This is a genomic window from Pseudomonas sp. GM33 (genome assembly GCF_000282295.1).
Taxonomy (GTDB): Bacteria; Pseudomonadota; Gammaproteobacteria; order Pseudomonadales; family Pseudomonadaceae; genus Aquipseudomonas; species Aquipseudomonas laurylsulfatiphila.
On sequence record NZ_AKJO01000028.1, the window covers coordinates 15,998 to 39,503 of the forward strand.

Genomic DNA, 23,506 nt, shown 5'->3' on the forward strand with positions numbered 1-23,506 from the left:
CGCCTGATTCTACGGGAGCCCTTGTACACACCGCTTAATCGCCCTGCTTGCCTGCCCATAGCGTCCGCGGGACACACACAGCCCCGTCCAGTAACAATCGGGCCGTTCTCATCAGGCCGCAACTCGTTAATCGATCGTGTTCGAAGCGCAACTCTACGGTGAATTCTCCCGTGGGGTGTTCAACCGAGAGTTGCCTGATATCGCCCCCACCGACACACGCCACACCCGCCGCCACGCTGCCCTCGATCAAGCAGGCAACCGCCACGCTCACCGCACCGAACACGCCGATGCTGGTGTGGCAACGATGGGGGATGAAGGTCCGGGTACTCAGTGCTCCACCCGCTTGTGCTGGCGCAATCAGACACATCTTGGGCACATTGCGTTGGCTGACATCCCCAAGGTTCATGGGTGGGCCGGCCTGCAACCGGATCGATTCGAGTCTGGCCTTGATTGCGCTGTCGGCATCCAGTTGTTCAGGGCGTTCATGACCGCTGAGGCCGAGGTCTTCTGCGCGGATCAACACCACCGGCATACCGTTATCGACACAGGTGACTTCAACGCCGTCGAACAAATCGACCACATTGCCTGTCGGCAGCAACGCACCACAACTGGAACCGGCGATGTCCTTGAACTCAACGATCAACGGCGCAGCGCAGCCCGGCACCCCGTCAATGCGTGCTTCGCCGGAGTAGCGCACGGTGCCGTTCGGCGTAGGCACATGAGCGATCGCGATCTGTCCGGTGTTCTCCATGAAAATGCGCACCGGCGTTATATCACCCGTCGCGGCCACCAGTGCGCGCTCAATGGCGAAGGGGCCGACACCGGCAAGAATGTTGCCGCAGTTCTGGCCATAATCGACCCGCGGTTCATCGACCAGTACCTGTGCGAACAGGTAGTCCACGTCGGCGTCGGCGCGCGCGGAAGGCTTGATGATCGCCACCTTGCTGGTCAGCGAGTCGCCGCCACCGATGCCATCGATTTGCCGCGCATCCGGCGAGCCCATGACCGCCAGCAATACGCGGTCTCGAAGCGCTTGCTCGTCGGGCAAGTCGCGGGCCAGGAAGTAGACGCCTTTCGACGTCCCACCGCGCATCAACAGGCAAGGAATACGTGTCTGGTCCATGTTCAGTCTCCGAGTTCATCGAGGCTGTCGACGTAGCGCAGGCCCTTTTCCGCGAGCCGTTGGCGCATGTTGTAGATGTCCAGCCCCAACTCGCCCCTGGCCAGGCGCAAGGCCTTCTGCTCCTCCAGGTCGGCGCGGGCACGACTGGCTTCGACAACTTGCGCGACCTCGCCCCGACGCACAATGACCACGCCATCGTCATCGGCGACCACCACGTCGCCCGGGTTGATCAATTGACCGCCGCACACCAGCGGCAGGTTGACCGAACCGAGGGTCTCCTTGATGGTGCCCTGGGCACTGATGGCACGGGACCAGACCGGGAAGCCCATCTCGCGCAAGGTATGGGTGTCACGCACCCCGGCATCGATCACCAGGGCACGCACGCCGTGGGCCTTGAGCGAAGTGGCAAGCAGGTCGCCAAAGTAGCCGTCGGTACACGGCGAGCTGGGGGCAACCAGCAGAATATCCCCGGGGCGGCACTGCTCCACCGCCACATGGAACATCCAGTTATCGCCCGGTGCAACCAGCACCGTGACGGCCGAGCCGCTGACGACCGTTCCTCGTTGAATCGGGGTAATCGAAGACGTCAGCAGGCCTTTTCGCCCCTGGGACTCGTGGATGGTCGCGACGCCGAAGCGCCCCAGTTCATCGACCAGGGCCTGCTCGGCCCTGGGGATGTTGCGCACGACAACACCGGTTTTTCCGATCAGCTCGCTCATGCCAGGTTCTCCGTCACGCGGGGGAAGAGGCTCTGGTAGCCCTCGCCATAAACGATGTCGCGGCTGGAGGTGATGCCAACGTTGCGCTTGGCCTGCACACCGCGTTGCAGGGCGACGCGAGTGTAGTACTCCCAGAGGTGTTCCTGACCGGCCATGCACTGGATGGCGGCGTACTTCTTGTCCCAGACCGAGGTGATGTCCAGCAATACATCGGGGCGCCATTCGCATTGCTCGGGCTGGTGCGGCTCGAAGCTGTAGACCGGTGGCGCACCGACAATTTTCTCCCCCGGCCTGTAGCCTTCGGCCTGGGCGATGATGCGGGCCTCTTGCGTCAGGTTCATGGCCAGCGGGTGATCGTAGTTGTAAGGGTCTTTCACCGAGTGGCTGAGGACGAACTCGGGCTGGACGCGACGAAACACATCCGCCAGGCGAAACAGGGTGTCCTTGTCGGCGCGCATCGGGTAATCGCCGATGTCGAAGAACTCAACGCTGGCCCCCAGGATATCGGCCGCAGCCTGGGCCTCTTCACGCCGTGCGGTTTTGACTTTCTCTTCGCTCATCTGGCCCTTGCGCCAGAGCTTGGCGGACTCACCGCGCTCGCCGAAGGACAGGCAGACGATGTGCACGACATAGCCCTGTTGCGCATGCAGCGCGATGGCACCGCCCGCGCGCCAGACGAAATCGGCAGAATGGGCGCTGACGACCAGCGCGTTTTTCGGTGAATCGATCATTGCGGATACTCCTCCTGCGTTTCCAACGAGCATCGCATCGCGGCCCGTCCAAGGAGTAATGCGTTGAAGTGTTGCAGGTATGCGTTTTTTTTATTGCTACTCGATCAAGGCAGCGGCATAGTCCAACCGGAATGACCCTTTGCAGAGCCCACGCACCATGGAAGCCACAGAACTGCCCAGCCTGATGCACGTCCGCGCCTTCGTCCGGGTGGCCGATCACGGGAGTGTTTCCAGGGCCTCTGTGGCGCTGTTTCGCGCTCAATCGGTAGTGACCCGGTCGATTTCCGAGCTGGAGGCGCGGCTCGACGTGCCACTGTTCGAACGCCACGCCAACGGTATGCGCCTGACCGATTTTGGTGAGCGCTTGCTGCCACGGGCACGTCGTGTGCTGGCGGAACTGGACAGCGTGCCGCGGTTGCTCGGTGGCGGGGACAAACGAGCGGTCGAGCCGCTGTACCTGTTCCAGGCCCGGCGCCTGCAAGTGTTCGTCAAACTCTGCGAAACCCGGCACATGCAGACCGTTGCCAGCCTGCTTGGCCTGAGTCAGCCGGCCATCAGCTCGACCATCAAGGTGATGGAAAGCGGTTGCGGCCAACCGCTGTTCGAGCGCACGCCACGCGGCTTGCAACCCACCCGCGCCAGCCACGAAATCCTCTTTGCGATCCGCCGGGCGCTGAACGAATTGCGCCACATCGAGACCGATATCACCGCTCTGCACGGCACCTTGCAAGGCGTGGTGCAAGTCGGCGCCCTGCCCTTGGGCCGCACCCGAATATTGCCCGAAGCCATGGTACGCATGATGGCCGAACACCCGGGCATCCAGGTGATCACCAACGAAAGTCCGTTTGATCTGCTGGCCACAGAGCTGCGTGCCGGTGACGTCGATTTCGTCTTTGGTGCCCTGCGCCCGGAGGCCTACGCCAGCGACCTGGCCGGCGAAGCACTGCTCACGGAAGACATGGTGGTATTGGCGCGGCACGGTCACCCGCTCTGTTCGACAGCCGTGTCCCACGATGAACTGGGCGCCGCCCGATGGGTGCTGCCTCGCGCCGGCTCGCCGGCCCGGCAAATGCTCGATGAATGTTTCGCCCGGTTCGGCATTGCCCCGCCCCGGCCTGTTGTAGAAAGCGGCGACATGGCGATCATTCGCGGCCTGTTGTTGCGTTCGGACATGCTCGCCGCCGTGTCCGCCCATCAACTGGAACAGGAGATCGCCTCGGGCGAGTTGTGCATCCTGCCCCTGCAACTGAACCAGACCACCCGGGCTATCGGTCTGACTTATCGCAATGGCTGCCTGCACTCCCCGGTGGCCCAGGCCCTGATGGACATGATTCGCCGGGTGATCCGCGAGCAGGCAGCGCAGGAATGAGGTAACGGCTTCAAAAAAAGATCGCAACCTTCGGCAGTTCCTACAGGGATATGTGAATATTGGTAGGAGCTGCCGAAGGCTGCGATCTTTTGATTTTACAGCAGGCTGATCGGATAGCTGACGATCACCCGGTTCTCATCGAACTCATTGCTGCTGAAGCTCTTGCGAATACTCGAGTTGCGCCATTTGACGTTGAGGTTTTTCAGCGGACCGCTCTGCACCGTGTAGGCCAGTTCTGACTCACGCCCCCACTCCTTGCCGTCGGTGATCGCGCCGGTGTGCACGTTGTCGCCGCTGATGTAGCGGTTCATCAGGGTCAGGCCGGGGACGCCGAGGGCGACGAAGTTGTAGTCGTGGCGCACCTGCCAGGACTTCTCCCGGGCGTTGTCATAGCTGGAGTTGTAGCTGTCGTTGGCCAGGGTGCCGCCGCTGGTGCCATTGACCCGCATCCACACATCGTCGCCGGTGAGTTTTTGCAGGCCGACGTAGAAGGTGTTGCCGCCATACCGAGCCGATAACAGCGCCGAGACGGTACGGTTGTCCAGGTCGCCGGCACGGGCACTGCCATCTTCACTGCCCCAGAAGTAGCCGAGGTTGGCGCCCAGCGTCCAGTCACCCATGGGCTGACTGTGGACCAACTGCAGGTATTGCTGCTGATAGATGTCCTTGAGCTCGGCATTCCACAGCCCGATCATCGTGCGTTTGTCGTTGAAGCTGTATTCGCCGCCGACGAAGTTGAAGCGATCAGAGGTGAACGCAGTCTTGCCCTGCATGAACATGTCTTCCATGCTCGCATCGTTGCGCGGACTGTTCTGCCGGAACTGTCCTCCGTACAGGGTCAGGCCGTCGATATCCTGGGAAGTGACCTGGCCACCACGAAAGGTTTGCGGCAACGAGCGACCGTCGTCGGATCGCAGGATCGGCAACACCGGCATCCATTCCCCGACCTTCAGTTCGGTCTTGCTCACTTTCATTTTCCCGGCCACCGCCAGGCGACCGAAATCATCGGCGGGACGCCCATCGCCATGGATCGGCAACAGCTGAGTGCCGCCGGTGCCCTTGCCGCCATCGAGCTTGACCGAGTAGAGCCCCAGCGCATCCACCCCGAAGCCCACCGGGCCTTGGGTAAAGCCGGAGCGGACGTCGAGAATGAAATTCTGGGTCCACTCTTCGGCCTTGCCTTGCGGATAGGCCGGGTTGGTGAAGTTGCGGTTGATGTAGAAGTTGCGCAGGTTCAGGTTGGCGCTGGCATCTTCGACGAAGCCTGCAGCGGACGCTTGCAGCGGGAGTCCACAGACAACAGCCAGGGAACAGACGAATCGGTGATCAACGGTGATTTTCATTGTTATTGTTTTCCGATTTTCGGGTAAGGAAATGCCCTGCGCCCGCCATAACCGGGCACAGCAGGATCAAGAAGGAAAAGAATGGATAGCGGCCCGGGACGAGCCGCTGCACTAACCGCTAGAAATCAGCGTGGGCCATTGCCCGCCACCGAGTAGAGCACCTGCTGGTTCCGGGTTTTCATGAAGGCTTCCAGGCTCTGTCCACGCATGGCGGCATAGACCTGCAAGTTGGGAATCCCGAGTACCGCCGCAAGTTTCTCCAGCACGAAGAAGATCGCCCCGTACTGGATCAGCCCGCGCCAGTCACGGCGGCGCAACAGATCCCGCTCTTCGTCGCTAAGGCCCCCTTCGTCGAACAACGCTTCCGGCGCCTCGAGAAAACGCTGGCGCCACTGCGGTTCAATCATGCGATGCAGGAACTTGTTCAGGCGATACCCCTTGGCGCTGCGCTCCAGGGTGAATGGATAGGTGCCCTCGAGTTTTTCGATGCCGGCCAACTGGTGCTGCATGTGCTGCAAGTGGCGCGCGTTGACATCGGCAGGCACCGCACGGTCCTGGTTTTCCAGCAAAAGAGTCGCGATACCGGTCATGGAGGGCAGGTAATAGTCCTGATGCAGATTTTTCACCGTGGCCGACAACGCACCACGCATGATCAGCCAGGTGATCACCTCCGAGCCTTCCATCCCGCCCAGAGTGGCATATTCGGCGTGGGTCATCTCGGTCAGGCGCTGCGGGTCGTTGACCAGCAAATCGATGAACTGCTCATCCCACTGCGGGTTGTTGAAGCCGCAACGCTCGCCATGCACCTGATGGGACACGCCGCCGGTTGCGACAATGGCTACTTTCAGGTCTTCGGGATAGCTTTCAATCGCCCGGCGCAGGGCCTGGCCCAACTTGTAGCAGCGCAATGCACTGGGGATCGGGAACTGCAACACCCCCACCTGCAGCGGCACGATTTGCACCGGCCACGCCGGGTCACAGGGCAACAGCGCCGACATCGGCGAGAAAAACCCGTGGTCCAGCGGCTTGTCGCGGAAGAAGCTCATGTCGAACTCATCGGCCATCAGGCTTTGCCCAATGTGCCGCGACAGCGCGGCATGCCCGCCCACTGCGGGCAGCGAGCGCGGATTGCCGCCTTCGTCGGCGACCTCGTAACGCTCATCGACACCGAGGGAGAACGCGCCATAGTGGTCGAAGAAGAACGACGTCACATGGTCATTGAAGATGTAGAACAGCACGTCCGGCTGCTGCTCCTTCAACCACACCTTGATCGGTTCGAAGCCTGCGAAAATCGGCGCCCAGGCCGCTTCATTCTGTTTATCGTGATCGACAGCGAAGCCGATGGTAGGTGTATGGGAGACAGCGAGGCCACCGATGATGCGTGCCATGATGAGTTCCTGTGTTCGAAAAAGTTTATTGCGCCAGCAGCGCCCGGTTGACCCGGCGCCGTGCAAGACCGTTGGCCAGGATCGCCAGGGCGGCGATGAAGGCCGGCACGCTCAACAGTGCGAACAGCAACGGCAGGCCCAACCCGAGACTGAGCACCGCACCACCGATGAGAGAGCCAAAGATACCGCCGAAACGACCGATGCCGAGCATCCAGCTCACGCCTGTGGCACGGAAATCCGTCGGGTAGTAACCCGGGGCAAACGCGTTGAGGCCCGTCTGCGCGCCGCTCATGCAGAAACCGGCGGCAATCACGCCAAGCGCCAGCAGGCTCGACTCCAGGCTGAAGGCCCCCAGCAGCAGGATAAACACACCACCTAGTGCATAGGAGGTGGCGATCACGCCGTTCGGATTGCGTCGGTCCATGATCCAGCCCACCACGATCGCCCCGACCGTACCGCCGATCTGGAACAGGCCGGTGATGGTGGCAGCGCGCTCGATGGACAGACCGCCTTCGCGCAACAGGGTCGGCATCCAGCCCATGGTCAGGTAGATCACCAGCAGGCCCATGAAATAGGTCAACCACAGCGCCAGGGTGCCGGCCCGATAACGTTCGGTGAACAGCATGCGCACCGGCGCCTTGTGCTGGGCCTGGGGTTCGGCGAGGGTGAAACTCGTGGCTGGCGAAAATTTGCCCCCCAGCTTGTTCAGTACTTTGGCGATCTGGGCAGCCGGCGCATTGCGCGCTGCCAGGAATCGCGCGGACTCGGGCAGCAACAGCCAGAGGAAAGGCAGCAGCACCATTGGCAGAATGCCACCGGCGAGCAACACCGATTTCCAGCCGTACAGGGGAATCAGCCAGGCTGCCAACAAGCCACCCAGCCCCGACCCCATGTTGAACCCGGTAAACATGATGGTGATGAACAGCGAACGATTGCGCTCCGGCAGGTATTCGGCAAGCAGCGTGGTGGTGTTGGGCATCGCGGCGCCCAGGGCCACACCGGTCAATAGCCGCAAGGCCGCCAGCTCATAGGGGTTACGCGCAAACGCACACGCCAGGCTCAGTACACTGAACCCTGTCACCGCCAACAGCAGCACTTTCTTGCGCCCCACACGATCAGCGTAAGGGCCGGCGGTCAGGGCGCCGATGGCGAGCCCGATCATCCCGGCACTCATGACCGGGCCAAATGCCGCTTTGGACAACCCCCACTCCTGAATCAGTGAAGGCGCAATAAAACCCATGACCGCCACATCCAGCCCATCGAATAGAACAATGAAGAAGCACAGGCTCATGATGAGCCACTGGTACCGGGCAACCGGTCGGTTGTCGATCCACGCCTTAATGTCGACCGCTTCGTGACTCATGTTTTCACCTTCTTATTTTTGTAGAGATAGCGAACGGCCTGGAGATCGCTGCAGGCCAGAGGCCGCCCGACAGCCGAACGCTGGGCGTGACTTTAAAGCCGCAGTTGTCTGCACCGCCTCTGGGAAATCCTTAAACGGGTATCTGTTTTTCTTATCGGAGGATTTGAAACGCGCAGGATCCCAGTCATATGGAAATGCCCATAACAAAAACCGATACCTGCTTAACGACTTCACAGAGGACGCTTGGGAAGCGCTTGTTCTAAGGTCGACGCAACTGCCTTGACGGCGGTTGCAGTAATGGACGCTCTGTAGCTGCACACACTAAAAACAAGGGTTTGAACATGACCACACATCTCGATGACACGGGCTTGTCCCGCCGCTCGCTGCTCAAGAAAGGCTCCGTCGTGCTCAGCGCCAGCGCCGCGCTTGGCATGCCGGTCCTGAGCCAGGCCTCCCGCAACAGCACCACGCAGCGCGCAGACAATGAAGGCACCGATCAATCGCCAGGTACGGTTATGGACTCCCAACTACTCAGTCTGCTGTCGCAACCCAAGATCGATTGCCACCATCATGTGATCGACCCTGTCCAATACCCTTATCCGGCTGACTCTACCTACCAGCCGGCAGGCCCTGAGGTCGGCCCCGCGGCGTATTACGAACAGGTCATGCAGGCCTATGGGATACGCCATTCAGTGATCGTGCAGCCGACTTCTGCCTATGGCTACGACAACCGTTGTCTCCTGGACACGCTGGCTCGCAACAAGGGCCGTCATAAAGGTGTGGTCGTGGTGCCGAACGACATCTCCAGCGAGACGCTCGCGCAGTACAAGGCGCAGGGTGTCGTCGGTGTGGCGCTCAATGCTGCGCTGCTGGGTCCTGAGCGCTTTCTGAAGATCGACACCCTGATGGGACGCCTGGCCGATCTGGACCTGTATGCCCAGATCCAGGTCAAGGACGATCAGTTGCTTGCGCTGTTGCCGCTGCTGCAGCGCACACGGTCCCGGGTGCTGATCGACCACTCCGGCCGGCCCGATGCCAGCGCCGGCTTGCAGCAGCCGGCTTTCCAGGCCTTGCTGTCGCTGGCTGGCAACGGACGGACCTTCGTCAAACTCTCCGGGCTGTCGCAATACTCCAGGGAGAGCTACCCCTTTGCCGATGCCAAGCCATACCAACTGGCACTGCTGCAGGCGTTCACTGCCGAAAACTGTATGTGGGGCACGGATTGGCCGTTCTTGCGCGCACACCAAAACATGGAGTTGGGCACCGTCCTGACAAACTTCGGCGAGATGTTCCCGAATGCCAGCGACCGCCACCAGATACTGTGGGAGACCCCAAAACGCCTGTTCGGCTTTACCGCCTGATCCGCAAGGTCCCGGATAAATCAAACTGATGCCGCATGCGAGCGCCTGACCTTCGCCGGTGACGCCCTGTTCCCGCTGGCCTTCGACCATCCCGACTGACACAACGGCTTCGAGCACGATCCCAAGGAATCGATTCGCGTTCGAGTCCGCCTGCTACAGGAAGCAGCGGCGAGCTGTTCGCCATTTCTACGATATGGCGAAGGCCCCCCGCTGCAACCCCATGTAGTCAGGGCCCGGCATCCGGGCCCTGAGGCTCAGGCCTGCTTCAAGGCGCCATCGAACGCTGGCGTCAACCCCGACAATTGCAGCTTGCGGACAAAATCACCAAGTCGCTGCTGCTTGTAGGCGTCCACGTCCATGTCACGGTAGTCGTAGAAACCTTGGCCGTCTCGCAAGCCATTGCGGCCGTTTTGCATGTTGTCGGCGATCACCTGTGGCGATTCGAAGCGCGGTGACAGCGCTCCACTCAGGTAGCGCGAGGCGTAGTACAAAATGTCGCCGCCGCCCCAGTCGATGAATTCAAGCAGGCCCAGCACCGAGAAGCGCAGCCCGAAACCGACGCGCACCGCGGTGTCGATATCTTCTGCGCTGGCCACGCCCTCTTCCACCATCCGTGCGGCTTCGTTCATCACCAATGCCTGAATGCGCGGCACGATGTAGCCAGCCACCGGATTGCACACCACGGGCACCTTGCCGATCCGCTTGAGCAGTTGCAGCAGCCGTTCGACGACCTGAGGGCAGGTCGCTTCGCTGCGGCTGACTTCCACCAGCGGCATCAGGTACGCGGGATTGAGCCAGTGCGCGTTCACGAAGCGCGCAGGCGTGCTGACCATTTCGCTCAACTCGGTGACGAGAAACGTCGACGTCGTCGAGGCGATGATGGTCGACGCCGGGACATGCTCGCTGACCCAGGCGAAGGTCTCCTGCTTGATCGCGATGACCTCCGGCACCGCTTCGAACACCAGGTCGCACTGAGACAGTGTCGCCGCGGCCCGGGATTTTGATTGCACCGTCAGCCGGGCTATCGCGATGTCCGCCTGATCCCCCTCGAGCACACCCAGGCGTACCAGCATCTGCAATTCGCTGCGGATGTTGTTGCGCACACGCTCGAAGTAGCCGTGTCGCTCATCCTCCGCGCGATCCTTTATATCGATGAGGGTGACCGGCAGGCCCGCATGAATGAACGCCAGGGCAATGCCCTCACCCATACGGCCGGCGCCGACCACGCTGACCTGGGGCTGCGCGGCGTTCATCAGTTGTAGCCCTTGGTCAGCAGTTCGGTCATCTGCGCTCGACTCAGTTTGGCCAGACCGAGGTTTTCCAGGGTGCGGCCTTCGGCGTAGAGATCCCGTGCAGCGACGACCGAAGCAATGCTCAGCAGACCCTGCGCCACCGGAGTCGGCACACCGGCCCAGCGGCCGACGGACACCAGGAAAGACAGGCCCAGGCGTGTGTCTTCAAGCATGTAGCGGTGCTTCTGCAGGTCGATGTCTTCGCGCCAGTCGCCGCTGTCGGTCAGCTTGCCGTGGGCACCACGACCGTACATCCACTCATCGCCTTCGGTGGTGTTGTAGTGGTCGGCCAGGGGGAAGTGCGGAGCGCCGTAGGTCAGTGCTTCGCGCACGGCCATGCGCTCGGCATCGAGCTGGTTGGTCACGCGGCGGATCGACGGTTGGGTACCTTCGTTATGAATGTCCCAGGCCTCGAAATGCTCCAGGGGACCGGCGTTCATCATGATCAGCGGCGGGTGGATGATCGGGCCTGCGTTCATCAGCGCACCGCTCAGGGCGTCTTCAATCGGCTCGACGCTCGGGTAGGCCTCGCGCAGTACCGCGAAAGCATGCTCGGACAGGTTGCTGGGGAATACGCCGGTTGGCAGGCGGGTGGCGTAACCGCTGATCACCAGGTCGCTGGCGCCATGCTTGCGTACCAGATACGGCAGCGTACCGGTTTCAGCGAAGGCGACCTTGCTCCGGTTGCCCGCATCGGCCATGGCCTTGGCGAACACGAAACTGCCGAAGGTGCCCGGTGGCAGGAACACCACCTGACCGTCGTGCAGGTGCGGCGCAACATGTCTGGCCAAGTCTTCGTGGGAGGTCGACGGCAGCGGGATGATCACCAGTTGCGCGTCGCCCAGGGCTTCGGCCAGGTCGTCGGTGAACGACAGCTTGTCGCCCTGCTGGCCGACGGACAACTGGCGAGTGCCCTTGTAGTCCTTGATGGTCAGGCTGCCGATGGCCAGCAGCTCCTTGAGCGCGGTGGAGTCGCGACGCCACAGGCGGGTCGGGTGCCCCTTTTCAGCCATTTCGACAGCAGCGGCGTAACAGCCGTGACCACCACCCAGCACAGTAATATTCATGCAGATACTCCTTTTTGTCAGTGACTCGATCCTATCGAGCCGCACCGTCGCGCACTTATCCGATTGCGCAGCCGACTGACGGATTGCGCAGGAGTCTCAATACTTCTGCCGCCGCAGGGTGTCCGACGGCAGACAGCCATAGCGTTGCCGATAAGCGCTGGAGAAATGCCCGAAGCTGTTGATGCCGTGACGCAACAGGATATCGGTGACGGTTTCGCCGGCCCTGCCCTGTTTGAGCGATTCGTGGATCACCGCCAGGCGACGGTCACGGATGTATTCGACCGGTGCCTGCTGAAGGAACTGGTTGAAACCGTTTTGCAGGGTGCGCACCGAGACGCCACACAGTTCGCTCAAGGTCGTCAGGCTGATCGGTTCGTCGAGGTGTTCCTCGATGTAGTCACGGGCCTTTTTCACGTGGTGCGGCAGCGGCGCGCGCGAGTCGATCAACAGGTCCGCCGAGTAGTTGTGCGGCAGCTGTGTGAGCAGCAGTTGCATCAGGTATTCGGACAAGCCGCTGGCGAGACGCGAACCGTCCACGCCGCTGCCGTACAGCCGGCAGATGTAGTCCAGGGTGTGATAGAGGCTGACGACGCCCGCGCCCAGGTGGTCGACGCTGACATCAAAGATCACCGACTGCCGCAGACTGCGGCCGAGCAGGCGTTGCAATTGTGTCTCCAGGGCATCACGGTCGACCCGCAGGATCAGGTTGCGGCACTCGCCATCGGTGACGATGCGGCTTTGCGCGAACGGCGAGGAAACACTCAGGTAGCCCGACTGCATCGCCGCGCTGCGCCGCCCGTGGGCCACTTCGCAGTGCCCCTGCAAGGTAATGCGAAACAGGTACTGATCGGCAATGTCGCCGATGGTGATTTCCACCGGCGCGCCATAGCGCAGGTCGAGCAGTGCCGAATCGCCGAAAAACACCCCGTTGAGCCGAGTGTGGATGGGCTCGTCACGCAGCACGTTGAAGCTGTGCGGGCACAGGTATTGGCTGACCTTGTCCTTGATCTCGCGGTAATCGGCCGAGCTGAGCAGGCTGTGCCGTTCCAGCAGGTGTACATCATTCAACATCACGGGTTCTCCTGTCCTGGAGCACCTCGGCCCCGCGCCCTTCAAAGGGAGCGAGGCCGAGACGCCGATCGTGGACTATGACCAATCAGGCTCGGGTCGGATACTCCCGGGCATAGCTTTCCCGAAAACGACGGCAGCCACGCCAGAGCAGTAGCACCGTCAACACCGATGCACCGGCGATCACCAGCGACATCGACGACCCCACCGCCGCGGGCGATCCGAAGTAGCGGTCGGTCAACAGCGCCACCAGCGTGGTGCCCAGGCCCAGGCCCAGCAGATTGCTGATCAGCAGGAACACCGCCGAGACCTGTGCGCGCACCTGGTTCGGCGCGAGGATCTGCATCGCCGCCGTGGACGCCGGCATCGGGAACGAAGCGAAGAACATCGCCGGCACCAACAGCGTCACCGACAGCCACAGTTGATCGACTTGTGGGAACAGCACGGCCGGCACCGCCATGCCGAGGGCACCGATGACGCCGGTGCGCATGGCGGCGTCCTGATGACCTTTCTTGGCCAGGTAGTCGGTGAGCCATCCGCCGAACAGCACGCCTGCGGTATTGGCCACCAACAGCACGGTGCCGAGCATGTAGCCGGCCTCCATTGGCGACAGGCCGAACTTGCGGATGTACAGCGCCGGGCTCCAGCTCATCATGCAGAACAGGGCCATGGCGTAGAACGAAAAGCCCAGGTAATGGCAAGTGAAGGTGGCACGGTGGCGACCGAGGAAACGCAAGCCATCGCTCATCGCAACCTTCTTGGCCTGCCCCTGTGCATCGACCTGCAGCCCCTTGCGCGCCGGGTCGCGCACGGTAAGCCAGATCAACAGGCCGACCACGATACCGGGCAGGCCGACAATGAAGAACGCCAGTTGCCAGGCCTTCATCGCACCGAGAACGGCGACTTCGATGGTGTTCATGTCCTTGAGCATCGCGATCACATAGCCACCCACCAGGAAGGCCAGGCCACCACCGACGAACGAGCCGATCGAGTAGATGCCCACGGCGCGGCCAAGTTTTTCCTTGGGGAACATGTCGCTGAACATCGAGTAGGCCGAGGGCGACAGGGCCGCTTCGCCGACACCGACGCCAATGCGGGCGAGGAACATGTGCAGGAAGTTCTTGCTCATGCCGCAGGCAGCCGTCGCCAGGCTCCAGAACACCACGCCGACGGCGATGATCTTCGGCCGGGAGAAGCGATCCGCCAGGTAGGCGATGGGCATGCCCATGAAGGCGTAGAACAACGAAAAGGCCAGCCCATGCAGCAAGCTGAACTGAGTGTCGCTGATCTGCAGGTCGGCTTTGATCGGTTCGATCATCAGCGCCAGGATCTGCCGATCCACAAATGAAAAGATGTAGGCGATCATGCACAGGCCGACCACGTACCACTCGTAGATGTAGGTTTTCTTCTTCTGCTGTTGCAGGACCGCGTTATCGACCTGGATATTCATTAGTGTTTGCTCCTCTTGGAATCCGCTCATGGGCGCAGCGCGCCGGGTGACGGTGCACAGCGCACCGACTGGGAAGTTGCGGGGCAGATGTAAAGGACAAAGGGTTCGAACATGGTCAGGCCTCTTATTGTTATGGGGTCAAACTCCGGGTGGACCGGGCTTACCAGAACTTCCAGGTGTAGGTCGTGGCGAAACGGAATTCGTTGTAGTCGTAGCCGTACTTCTGTTTCACGTCGATGTTGCGCAGGTCCAGCCCCAGGCCTTGCAGCGCTCCGCTCTGCACCACGTAGCTGAGCCCCAGGAAGCGTTCGCTTTCCTGGTTGTCGCTCAGGTTGGCGCCACGGTCCCAGTGGGTTCCCTTGATGTAGCGGGTGTAGAGCTTCAGCCCCGGCATGCCCATCCCGGCAAAGTCATAGCTGTAGCGCGCGCCCCAGGACTTTTCATCCGGGCGGACAAACCCCAGGGACGACCAGTGCACCAGATAAGGTTGCGGGATAAACCCGTTCATCGTCGGGAACACGCTCTCGCCGAGCATGCGCTGGTAACTGAGGCCAAACATGTGGGCGCCTTTGAGCAAGGTAAACAAGCCACCGTAGGAACGGTTGTCGATCTCACCGTTCAAGGCACTACCATCTTCATTGTTATTGAAGTAGCGCAAATCGGTCTTGAGTTTGTAGCCATTACCCAAGTCAGCCATATGCATCAGGCCGAAATAGTGCTGCTGATAAATATCGTGCAATACGCCATAAAAATAACTGGCTTGCAGGTTCTTGGTAATGTCGTAAGTGGCGCCGCCGAAGTCCAGGCCGTCACTGTCGAGATTATCGGTGGAGCCAAACTTGTACAGTTTCTCGTGGTTGGAAGATTCCCGTGTCACGGCAGACCAGAACCGGCCACCGGTCATCGTCAATCCATCGACTTCCCTGGACTCGACCACCGCCCCTTGATAGATCGTATCCAGTTGCCGACTGGTGTCATCGTACGCCACCGGCAATTGAGGGCGAAGGTCACCGACCTTCAACTCGGTCTTGCTGTAGCGCATCTTGAAGGTTGCACCGGCGCGACTGTAGTCATCCGCCGTCTGCTGGTCACTGACGCTGAAAGGCAGCGAACCGTCGTTGCCCGATGAATCCAGACGCACTGCGTATTGCGCATCCACATCAAGGCCGATCGCCAGGGCCGTGTCGGTGTAACCGGACGTAAACTGTGCATCGAACCCCTGAGACCAACTATGCACTTCAGAAACCGGCGCATTGTTATTGGTGTAATTACGGTGCAAGTAGAAGTTACGCGTATCCACTTTCAAGTGACTGTCATCAACAACATCGGCATAGGCTGCCAACGGCGAACAGATCATTCCCAATACGCCGGCAATACCAAGCCCACGGCAAGATTGTTTTACCTGAAGCATCTAACTTCTCCACATCTGTATGTGCTGGGCACTGTATTTATAGGAGCAGATTCGAACTAAAAGTTAAAAATGCCGGCAGCCGAACACCGAGCCTTCCTGCGCAGGAAGGCGAATTGCATCAGGGATATAAAGAACGATGGGTTCGAGCATTGTCAGGCCTATTGTTGTTATGGGGTAAAACGCCAGGCGGGCTCAATGCAGCAGCCAGCCAAGACGACACGCCTCTTGTCTACCCAAGGTAAGTCAGTAGGCGCCGCGCCGATATCGAGATGAACAGCATCCGTTGGGGGGAAAACTTCAACCCGGCTAAAGGTTTCCCTTAGTCAACTCAAACGCGCAGGGCACACAGCGCGAGATGGCAAGCCTGTATTGCATAAGCCTTCCTATAGCGAGGTCTTGTTGTTGGATGGGCCCTAAACTAGCGATTGCGCTGCCTGCCAACCTCCCCGATTGCGCAGGCGATTCTCCAATTACGCAGCCTGATGCAGACCCTTGGATGACAGGCAGAGAACGGCCTGAGCAGCCAGTCGCAAATGTCCACGAAACCATGGGCGTTTCACTCTGGGGCACACAGGCATTCAGCTCCCTGCGCTCCCGGTTCCCGACTGGGAGCGCGGCGCCTACAAAGTTGCCATTGTCATTTGTCGTCCATCTTTGTTGACGATTGTGGCCGGCGCTCAGTGCTTTCTTCGGCGTTGGGCGCTTCTGGAAAAGTCCCTGGCGTGAACACATGGGTCTGCAGGTCGCTGGCATCGACTTCGGCGACACCATGAACCGAACGGGCCAGTTCAATGGCCTGTTCACACTGTCTATGAGTGTTGACGCGGCCGCTTAACCCCACTATGCCCGCATGGGTTTTGACATTGATATGCAGGCTAAGGGTCGGATCGGAAAATGCCAGGGCCGATTTCACCTTGGCGGTAATCCATGCATCGTGAACGGCCATTTCCAGACCATGAGAGTAATGCTGGAAGGAGTGAATTTTCATGGCTGAACCCTCTCTCGAGTCATCAGACGTATTGTCCATCCCTTTTGCTGTGCTGCCCTCTGCCTGTCAGGTGAACGCTATCTATGGATACCTGATTCGTTTTGGAACGCTCGCCATACAAACATTGACAGACATTAATTATAGTACGGCCGTTGCCTGCGGTCAGAGCGCTGTCCCCGTGCACGTCCGCCCTGGTCGCTTTGTGACAGGCGCAATACCTGCAGAGCCTCCAAACAGACCTTGCTTGGCCGATTGCTACCTGTCGCCAGTACCTCATGGGTTGCGCTGACGCCCTCCCGGGCGGTGCTGACCGCCGTGTTAATGCGAAAAGTTTGCTCAAAAACCTGCACATTTTTATTCTTCAAACCAAAGCCGTCGTCGGGCGCCCTCTCACACCCGCAAACATTGCCGGAGTAAGAAGGAGCATTGCACGACGCAATCAACTGTCCGGAATGTGCTTTTTTCGAGGGAAAAATGGCAGTGCATTGACCTGGTTTTTTACCCCGACCAGGGCTTTTTTGATGGCCGATTGGCTTATAACCCCCGATTTTCACCCTGGAATATGGAAAAAAAGACGAAAAAATCGACGGGGCTTTCATACACCTCCCGACTCGCCGAAAGCCAGTCATGGTGCTGGCTGCGTCCTCCGGTGATAGCAATATGCGACCAGTTTCGGCACTGCCGTTGGTCAGCAAAATTGATCAAAAAATGAACGGAGACGGCTTTTTTCGTTCAGAATACGCAACAGGTCACACGGGCTCCGATGCTCAGCTGACTCAAGAAGCGGAAGTTAAACCTCATATAGACGCCCAGTGCGGATGAGGTTTTTTGTTACCTGAAAATGGAACTAACCGAATGATCAAAAAGTTCATTCGCTAAACTCGCTTTTTTCTTCGCAGCAAAATGCCGCAAGATTAAATAATAGAAATTGCTGGATCCTGACTGCAGTCAGCAACGGATAAATTCAACTAAGCCGTGCTGAAGCCATGTTGATCCACTAAGAGTACAAAGAGGTAATCATGGAACTTGGTATACTGACTTCGCCAGCAGCGGAATATATTCGCTTGGGCGTTGTATATTTCCATCTTATCGCCTGCTGCGTGGCAATCGGGCTTGTGTTGACCAGTGACATTGCAATGGTCAAGCAACTCCTGAAGGGGGATGTGTCGGGTCACCATGATGACGCGCATCTGGAAAGCCTTCAAAAAACCGTATCGCTTGCACTTGTAGCGCTTTGGATTACGGGCATTGCTATTGTCGGAATAGATTATGCCGGCAAGGGGATGGAATATTTCCTCAATCCAAAGTTGCAAGCCAAAATCGGCATCGTTGTGCTGTTGACCTTTAACGGTTTCCTGTTGCATAGCGCTGTATTGCCGGCACTGAAGAAAGCCGGTTCGATACTCAAACTCTCTTTCAACTTGCGCATGCTGGCGCTGTTTTCCGGCGCGCTCTCTGGTGTGTCGTGGTTCTATGCCGCCATGCTCGGTGTCGGTCGTCCGCTGGCCTGGAAATACTCGCTGGTCGAGTTGCTGGCGGCCTATCCGGTTCTCATCGTCGGTGGCTTTGGAATGATGGTGCTGCTCACCGTCTGGGCGAAAAACAAAAACGCTGAAGGCCGTATGGAGCAAGGCACCTGGGGAACCAGAAACGCCGCTCTGGCTGGCTGGTGAAGTCAGGTTGAACAAGCCCGTTCAGCCTTTGCCAATGAATTCCGTTTTTAACTATTTACCCATCTCACTTTTCTCACTTGAGGATATCCAAATGAAATCCATGAAAGCTCTGTTCGTAATTGCCGCTCTGACCGCTTCTTCTCTGGCGATGGCCACCGGTGGTGGTGACAAGACATTCAATCGCATGGAGTCGGCCCGCAAGGTCTCGATGGAAGCCTTCCAGGTTGCGCAGAAGCAGAAGGCTGAAGCCGCTGTAGCGCAAAGCAAGGCCAAGGCAAGCAATCGCAGCAACGGCTGATCCGTGTAGCGCGATCGCGCAACACGATGGCAAAAAAAGTCGCAAACCCTGCAGGGTTTGCGACTTTTTTTTCGATATGTCCTTCAAATTCCCGGGACGTTTTCTACGGGTATGCCTGCCGTTGCGTAGCGTGCAGGCCTAGTTCTGTACCTCCACCACGTCGACATCCGGCGCGTCTGGGGCATCCGGAGCATCCGGGGCGTCTGGAGCGTCAGGGGCATCCGCCACATCCTCTCTGGCGGCCCTCTTCTCGGCCTTGGCCGCCTCTCTGGCCGCGTTCGCATCAGCCTTGGCGTCGTTCCTGGCAGCATCTGCAGCAGCCCGGGCTGCATCTCTGGTTGCATCTGCGTCTGCCTTGGCAGCGTCCCTGGCGGCATCTGCAGCGGCCCTCGCAGCATCTCTGGTTGCATCTGCACCCGCTACACCTGCAGCTTTTGCAGCGTCACGGGCAGCATCCGCCGCAGCTCTGGCGGCATCTCGGGTTGCATCTGCGTCAGCTTTCGCAGCATCCCGGGCTGCGTCTGCATCAGCTCTGGCAGCGTCTCTGGCTGCATCTGCGTCATTTTTGGCAGCGTTCCGGGCTGCATCTGCGGCATTGTTGTCAGCCCTATTAGCCTTATCGGCTCTATCGGCTCTATCGGCCTTATCGGCCTTATCGGCTTTATCGGCTTTATCGGCTTTATCAGCCTTATCGCCACGGGCATTGCCTTGGCCTGCGTTTCCGGCAACACCACCATGGTCAGCATCGCCGCGCCCCATGCCGCCATGTCCTGCGCCACCATCACCGCCACCATCGCCATGGCCACCGCCAGCGTTACCGCCTGCGCCATTACCACCGTGACCACCGCCTCCGGAGCCTCCATTGCCGGAGCCACTGCCGCCACCGTTACCGCCAGCGCCGCCGCCACCGTGGCCGCCTCCGCCGTCACCACCATGACCGCCCCCACCGGAGCCACCACCGCCGCCACCACCGTGACCGCCTCCGCCTCCGTTACCGCCACCACCACCGCTGCCGCCATCTTTGGCATGCACGCTGGAGAAGCTACCGACGTAATCGGGCACCAGCACAGTCGATGCAGACAGGACTGCGCCAATTGCCAGGGCCAACAAACATTTTTTGAGAAGCATGATGCACCTCCGCTTGGAGTTGCGTAGTCATGTCCGTATCGAACGCAATGTCCAGTGAGTTCCCGGCCGCCCATTGGAGCGGCCAGCCAACCGGCACGGCCATTAATTTGCAGCAAAAACAAGCATCTGCGGTTCCGAACGATCCTTCAGAGCCAGTCGGCATCCGAGCGTGGGAAATATTCCCACATATTTAGATTAGGCCTGTAAGCCCCTGTGTCAACGACCGAACATCAGGACTAAAGCAGGCGCAGGCCAGGGTTGAGGCGACGAAACCCATCAGAGCCGGGAAACAGGCGGGTATCAGTAGGTGTGGGTGAACACCAGTCCAGCCTCGCCATCCGGACTGGCGTCGGAAAAACCCTTGACGGCATATAACTGAAACTTCCAGTTCTGATTGAGCTTGTGGGTGAGGAAGAGAGTGAGTTCCTTGATCTGGTCGCCCGTGGAGACGACTTTCTGCCGCCAGTCGTAGGACACCCCCGCCGTGGTGCGCGCGAACACGGGCATGGCGAAACCGAGGCCGGCGAATATCGGGTTGTCGAAATCGGAGCCCGACGGATCGCCGTATTTTTTCCAGCCCAGGGTGGCGAACCCGGTCACCCGGCCGAAGGCCTTGGCGACATCGACCTGGGCGGAATAGTCGGTTTTGCCGGTGCCCAGGCACTTGTCTTCGTCGGCGGTGGGCAACTTGACCTTGCCGATCAGGTCCACGAACAGCCCGCCAATGTTGCCGTCAAGCACGGCGTAGTCGGCACCGGCGACAGTGTCGCCCAGACCGCTTTCCACTTTGCCGCAACCGCCGGGCAACGGCTCACCGTCAGGGCCCACCGAAGGATTGGTGATGCGCAACCAGGGTACAGTGAGCTTGTAGGTCATGGGACCGGTTTCGTATTTGCCCACCAGCGGGACGTACCAGGTTTCGGAAGTCGTGCCGGTGCCATAATCGCCCCGGGAGTAGTCGGTTCCGATCGAGGTCGAGAAGGTATCGGCCAGGGCCGGCAAGGCCAGGCTGGCCAGCCAACCGATGAGCAGGATGCGCTTGGGGTCCATGTTCACCTCGTGTCTTGCGTCATCGAAGTCCACACGCAGGCTTTGTTGCGTGACTTACACAGCCTAGTGACTTATGGCGCAAGTGCATCATGCCTTCACGGTTTATCCCGACTTGCCAGAGCGGTCGACCTTTTCAACCTTCTCGATTTTTTCAACTTTTTCAACTTTTTCGACCTTCTCGACTTTTTCCGGCCGATCAACTTTCTCAACCTTTTCTGGCCGATCGACTTTCTCGACTTTCTCCGGACGTTCGACCTTTTCGACTTTCTCTACCTTCTCTACCCTCTCTACTCTCTCGACCTTGCCGGATTGCTCGACCTTCTCGACACGCTCTGACTTGCCGGACTTGTCCACGTCCACGCGTTCGATATTGTCACCTCCACCATGACTGTCATTGCCCCCGTGGCGAGTATCGTCGACAACGCTCTCGGAGCGGCCGCTCCTGTCACTGCCCGAGTTCCCCGAATCCCCCGAGTGACCGGAGCCGTTGGCGTCGCTTGAGCCGCTCGAGTCGCCGGAGTTGTTGAAATCGTCCGAGCTGCCCGAATGGCCCGAGCCACTTGAGTCGTCCGTGTTTTGCTCACTGTTTCGAAGTTGCCCGTGCCGGTTGCCGGCTGGCGAATCGGAGCGCTCGCGGGGCAATTCGATACGCGTGGCCTGTACCTCCCGTGCGCCGCTGAACACGCCGGTGATCCGCACGCGTCGATCCAGCGTCAGCTGCGAAGACTGCACACCGACAAACACGGTGTCGCTCGCCATCGTCACATTAAAGCCACCCACCACCAGGCGACGGTCCTGCCGGCCCTGTACCAGGCCCTCGATCACCGCATTGTGTGCCCGGCCAATGAAGGGCAGGCTCGGGTCGGGGCGACTCTGGCTCACCTCCAGTTCGCGGCCCGACCACTGGCCACGCACCAGCATTTCCTGCGCCGGTCCCGGACGGTTGCCGAGTTTGAGCCCCTGCAGATAACCGCTGCGATCGACCGGGCCGATGGCGCTGGCCTCCTTGAGGCCGGGCGCGCGGTCGATGCGGCTGGCCACCACTTCACCCCGGGCATCGCGCAGCCCGCTGACCCGTACGGGATCACCCGCACGCAAACCGGGAGCGACTTGAGCACCGTTGGCCAGCCGTACCGGTTGGCCCATGACACGCATGGGCATGGAATCTCTGGGCAGGGCTGTCAGAGGGCCTTCGTAAACATGCAGGATAGCAATGCGCCCGGCCTCCAGACCGCGCCGGGAATTGAATGCTTCCACGGCAACCACCTGGCCTACTGCCAGGCGGGTGCTGGTGGCGGCAATGCCGTTCTCGCTGACAGGCACGTTTTTGTTGAAGTGCACTTCCACGCCATTGACGCAGATCGAGGCGAACCCGGTGATGGTGCCGACAATGCCGGTGCCGCCGATACCGCCGTTGTCGTTGCTGATGCCCGTGCCACCCACACCGCCGGCAATTGCACCGGTGCCGCCAATGCCGCCTGGACGCTTGTTCAGGGGGGCGCCGGTACCGCCCACCCCGCCGTTGTCGGTGCCGATGCCCGTACCGCCCATGCCACCAGGCGCCGCCCCCGTACCGCCGGTGCCACCCGGAGCCTCCATGAGCGGCACTTCATTGCCGCCCGCCTCATTCTGGCTGACACAGGCCGGCGCGGCTTGCAACACAATCGGAAGCCCGAGGCCCAGAGCGAGGGCGGCTGCTCGAATCAGGCGCAGATTGACAGTCATGGCTTGGGAGCCGTCGGTGAGTTGGGATCGGAAGTTTCAGTGTAGAAGTACAGGCCGACCGTGATGCGCTGACGCGGTTCTGGGCTGGGCAGATCGCGAAATTCCAGCTCGGCGGCGAGTCGGTTGAAGCTCAACAGGGCCTGCATCCCCTCGCTGGCAACGGCCTCGCGCAGCGCCTCGACGCTCATTGGGGCCAGTGCGTCATAGTGGACGCTGCGTTCAAAAAAGGCCGGACCTTCGCCGCTCAAGTTGTGTACCGCTGCGCAGGCATGATCGTGCAGGTTGTGCCCCAGGTAAGCCGCTTTCTCATCGAAGCCCTTTTGCGGCACGAAGGCCTGGGCTTCGAGGTGCACACGCTCTTGCTCGTCAAGGCGCACGACGCCCAGGCGCAGCCATTCGTCCAGCACCACCCGCGCCCGGATGTCCGTGCTGACCTTCGCCACCAGGGCATCAAAGGAGCGGTCGCCGCCGACGCTGGCCAAACGAGGCAGCGGCAATGGCTGGCCGGCGTCGTCGCAGAAGGGTGCGGTGGTCCAGGCATTGACCAGTTGCGCACCGAAGGTGATGTTTTCCGGAAGCGTGGAAGTGGCGGGGTCGCCGCTGTTGCGCAAACGCCGCACGTCCTTGCGGTGCACGCCGGTGAGCAGGCTGATGCGGCTGTCGGTCGGTGCCTTATCGTCCAGACGGAACTCTCGGTCCGCCACATCGACGAAAACCTCCTTGAGCAGGTCGGCGAAAACCAGGTACGTGACGCCTTTGCGCAGCATCAGGCGTACCAGCGGCCGCATGACATGCCGCAGGGCTTTGAGGAGCGAGGTGGGCAAGGTAGATGATTGCATTCAGCGCATTCCCGGATAGTTAACCCCAGTATAGCTGCGTGGGAAATAATCCCATGAATGCAGGCTGTTTTTTTTGCGTGCCCCCATGCAAAACCGGTCTCCCGGGTTTTGCATGGGGCA

General features: G+C 60.2%; 21 protein-coding genes and 1 pseudogene. 5 read left to right on the forward strand and 17 right to left on the reverse strand.

Features of this window, described 5'->3' with window-relative positions; all coding sequences use genetic code 11:
• Positions 1 to 34: 34 nt before the first annotated feature.
• The 3 genes from PMI26_RS24560 to galB are packed head-to-tail and all read right to left on the reverse strand — an operon-like array spanning position 35 to position 2,573.
• Positions 35 to 1,123 (reverse strand): 4-oxalomesaconate tautomerase, encoded by a 1,089-nt coding sequence (locus PMI26_RS24560; protein WP_007971223.1) that lies wholly within the window; start codon positions 1,121 to 1,123, stop codon positions 35 to 37.
• Between the two features lie 2 nt (positions 1,124 to 1,125).
• Positions 1,126 to 1,842 carry a 4-carboxy-4-hydroxy-2-oxoadipate aldolase/oxaloacetate decarboxylase gene (locus PMI26_RS24555; RefSeq protein WP_007971224.1) on the reverse strand — a complete coding sequence of 239 codons (717 nt, stop codon included), beginning with the start codon at positions 1,840 to 1,842 and terminating at the stop codon, positions 1,126 to 1,128.
• Positions 1,839 to 2,573 (reverse strand): 4-oxalmesaconate hydratase, encoded by a 735-nt coding sequence (galB, locus tag PMI26_RS24550; RefSeq protein WP_007971225.1) that lies wholly within the window; start codon positions 2,571 to 2,573, stop codon positions 1,839 to 1,841. Before galB ends, PMI26_RS24555 begins: the two co-directional genes overlap by 4 nt.
• A gap of 157 nt (positions 2,574 to 2,730) precedes the next feature.
• On the opposite strand from galB, the gene PMI26_RS24545 reads away from it, so the two are divergent.
• Positions 2,731 to 3,942 (forward strand): LysR family transcriptional regulator, encoded by a 1,212-nt coding sequence (locus PMI26_RS24545; RefSeq protein ID WP_007971227.1) that lies wholly within the window; start codon positions 2,731 to 2,733, stop codon positions 3,940 to 3,942.
• A 95-nt stretch (positions 3,943 to 4,037) separates the two neighbouring features.
• On the opposite strand, the gene PMI26_RS24540 is transcribed toward PMI26_RS24545, so the two are convergent.
• From PMI26_RS24540 to PMI26_RS24530, 3 genes are all read right to left on the reverse strand, one after another.
• Positions 4,038 to 5,285 (reverse strand): OprD family porin, encoded by a 1,248-nt coding sequence (locus PMI26_RS24540; protein ID WP_007971229.1) that lies wholly within the window; start codon positions 5,283 to 5,285, stop codon positions 4,038 to 4,040.
• A gap of 125 nt (positions 5,286 to 5,410) precedes the next feature.
• Complete coding sequence (locus PMI26_RS24535) at positions 5,411 to 6,673, reverse strand: gallate dioxygenase (RefSeq protein WP_007971231.1); 1,263 nt, start codon at positions 6,671 to 6,673, stop codon at positions 5,411 to 5,413.
• 25 nt (positions 6,674 to 6,698) lie between these two features.
• A complete protein-coding gene (locus PMI26_RS24530; RefSeq protein ID WP_007971232.1) occupies positions 6,699 to 8,036 on the reverse strand; it encodes an MFS transporter in 1,338 nt (445 codons plus the stop codon).
• A 341-nt stretch (positions 8,037 to 8,377) separates the two neighbouring features.
• Here PMI26_RS24530 and PMI26_RS24525 point away from each other — a divergent pair, with 341 nt between their 5' ends.
• Both PMI26_RS24525 and PMI26_RS31800 read left to right on the forward strand, forming a co-directional pair.
• Entirely contained in the window at positions 8,378 to 9,397 is a 1,020-nt protein-coding gene (locus tag PMI26_RS24525) for an amidohydrolase family protein (RefSeq protein ID WP_007971234.1), read from the forward strand.
• Positions 9,398 to 9,436: 39 nt separating this feature from the next.
• Positions 9,437 to 9,586: pseudogene (locus PMI26_RS31800) on the forward strand (MBL fold metallo-hydrolase); the annotation flags it as partial.
• Between the two features lie 65 nt (positions 9,587 to 9,651).
• On the opposite strand, the gene PMI26_RS24520 reads toward PMI26_RS31800, so the two are convergent.
• From PMI26_RS24520 to PMI26_RS31305, 7 genes are all read right to left on the reverse strand, one after another.
• Positions 9,652 to 10,650 carry a 3-hydroxybutyryl-CoA dehydrogenase gene (locus PMI26_RS24520; RefSeq protein WP_007971236.1) on the reverse strand — a complete coding sequence of 333 codons (999 nt, stop codon included), beginning with the start codon at positions 10,648 to 10,650 and terminating at the stop codon, positions 9,652 to 9,654.
• A complete protein-coding gene (locus PMI26_RS24515; protein WP_007971239.1) occupies positions 10,650 to 11,756 on the reverse strand; it encodes an NAD/NADP-dependent octopine/nopaline dehydrogenase family protein in 1,107 nt (368 codons plus the stop codon). Before PMI26_RS24515 ends, PMI26_RS24520 begins: the two co-directional genes overlap by 1 nt.
• Positions 11,757 to 11,852: 96 nt before the next feature.
• Positions 11,853 to 12,827: an AraC family transcriptional regulator gene (locus PMI26_RS24510; RefSeq protein WP_007971240.1), complete on the reverse strand. Its 975-nt coding sequence runs from the start codon at positions 12,825 to 12,827 to the stop codon at positions 11,853 to 11,855.
• Positions 12,828 to 12,912: 85 nt separating this feature from the next.
• Complete coding sequence (locus PMI26_RS24505; protein ID WP_007971242.1) at positions 12,913 to 14,274, reverse strand: spinster family MFS transporter; 1,362 nt, start codon at positions 14,272 to 14,274, stop codon at positions 12,913 to 12,915.
• A 160-nt stretch (positions 14,275 to 14,434) separates the two neighbouring features.
• On the reverse strand, positions 14,435 to 15,685 hold the full coding sequence (locus tag PMI26_RS24500; protein ID WP_007971244.1) for an OprD family outer membrane porin: 1,251 nt from the start codon (positions 15,683 to 15,685) through the stop codon (positions 14,435 to 14,437).
• A gap of 637 nt (positions 15,686 to 16,322) precedes the next feature.
• Positions 16,323 to 16,673, reverse strand: coding sequence for a BON domain-containing protein (locus PMI26_RS24495; RefSeq protein ID WP_007971245.1), 351 nt, complete (start codon positions 16,671 to 16,673; stop codon positions 16,323 to 16,325).
• Positions 16,674 to 16,807: 134 nt separating this feature from the next.
• Complete coding sequence (locus PMI26_RS31305) at positions 16,808 to 17,272, reverse strand: hypothetical protein (protein WP_157222256.1); 465 nt, start codon at positions 17,270 to 17,272, stop codon at positions 16,808 to 16,810.
• 420 nt (positions 17,273 to 17,692) lie between these two features.
• Between PMI26_RS31305 and PMI26_RS24490 the strand changes: the two genes are divergently transcribed.
• Positions 17,693 to 18,346, forward strand: coding sequence for a hypothetical protein (locus PMI26_RS24490; protein WP_007971247.1), 654 nt, complete (start codon positions 17,693 to 17,695; stop codon positions 18,344 to 18,346).
• A 91-nt stretch (positions 18,347 to 18,437) separates the two neighbouring features.
• Complete coding sequence (locus PMI26_RS24485; RefSeq protein WP_007971248.1) at positions 18,438 to 18,644, forward strand: co-regulatory protein PtrA N-terminal domain-containing protein; 207 nt, start codon at positions 18,438 to 18,440, stop codon at positions 18,642 to 18,644.
• Positions 18,645 to 19,063: 419 nt separating this feature from the next.
• On the opposite strand, the gene PMI26_RS31310 is transcribed toward PMI26_RS24485, so the two are convergent.
• From PMI26_RS31310 to PMI26_RS24470, 4 genes are all read right to left on the reverse strand, one after another.
• Positions 19,064 to 19,672 (reverse strand): hypothetical protein, encoded by a 609-nt coding sequence (locus PMI26_RS31310; protein WP_050549197.1) that lies wholly within the window; start codon positions 19,670 to 19,672, stop codon positions 19,064 to 19,066.
• A gap of 400 nt (positions 19,673 to 20,072) precedes the next feature.
• Positions 20,073 to 20,822 carry a hypothetical protein gene (locus PMI26_RS24480; RefSeq protein ID WP_007971251.1) on the reverse strand — a complete coding sequence of 250 codons (750 nt, stop codon included), beginning with the start codon at positions 20,820 to 20,822 and terminating at the stop codon, positions 20,073 to 20,075.
• Positions 20,823 to 20,924: 102 nt separating this feature from the next.
• The gene (locus PMI26_RS24475; protein ID WP_007971252.1) at positions 20,925 to 22,547 is read right to left on the reverse strand and encodes a DUF5666 domain-containing protein; all 1,623 of its coding nucleotides are present in this window, start codon (positions 22,545 to 22,547) and stop codon (positions 20,925 to 20,927) included.
• On the reverse strand, positions 22,544 to 23,386 hold the full coding sequence (locus tag PMI26_RS24470; RefSeq protein WP_007971253.1) for a DUF6502 family protein: 843 nt from the start codon (positions 23,384 to 23,386) through the stop codon (positions 22,544 to 22,546). The genes PMI26_RS24475 and PMI26_RS24470 overlap by 4 nt, the downstream gene beginning before the upstream one ends.
• Positions 23,387 to 23,506: the final 120 nt, after the last annotated feature.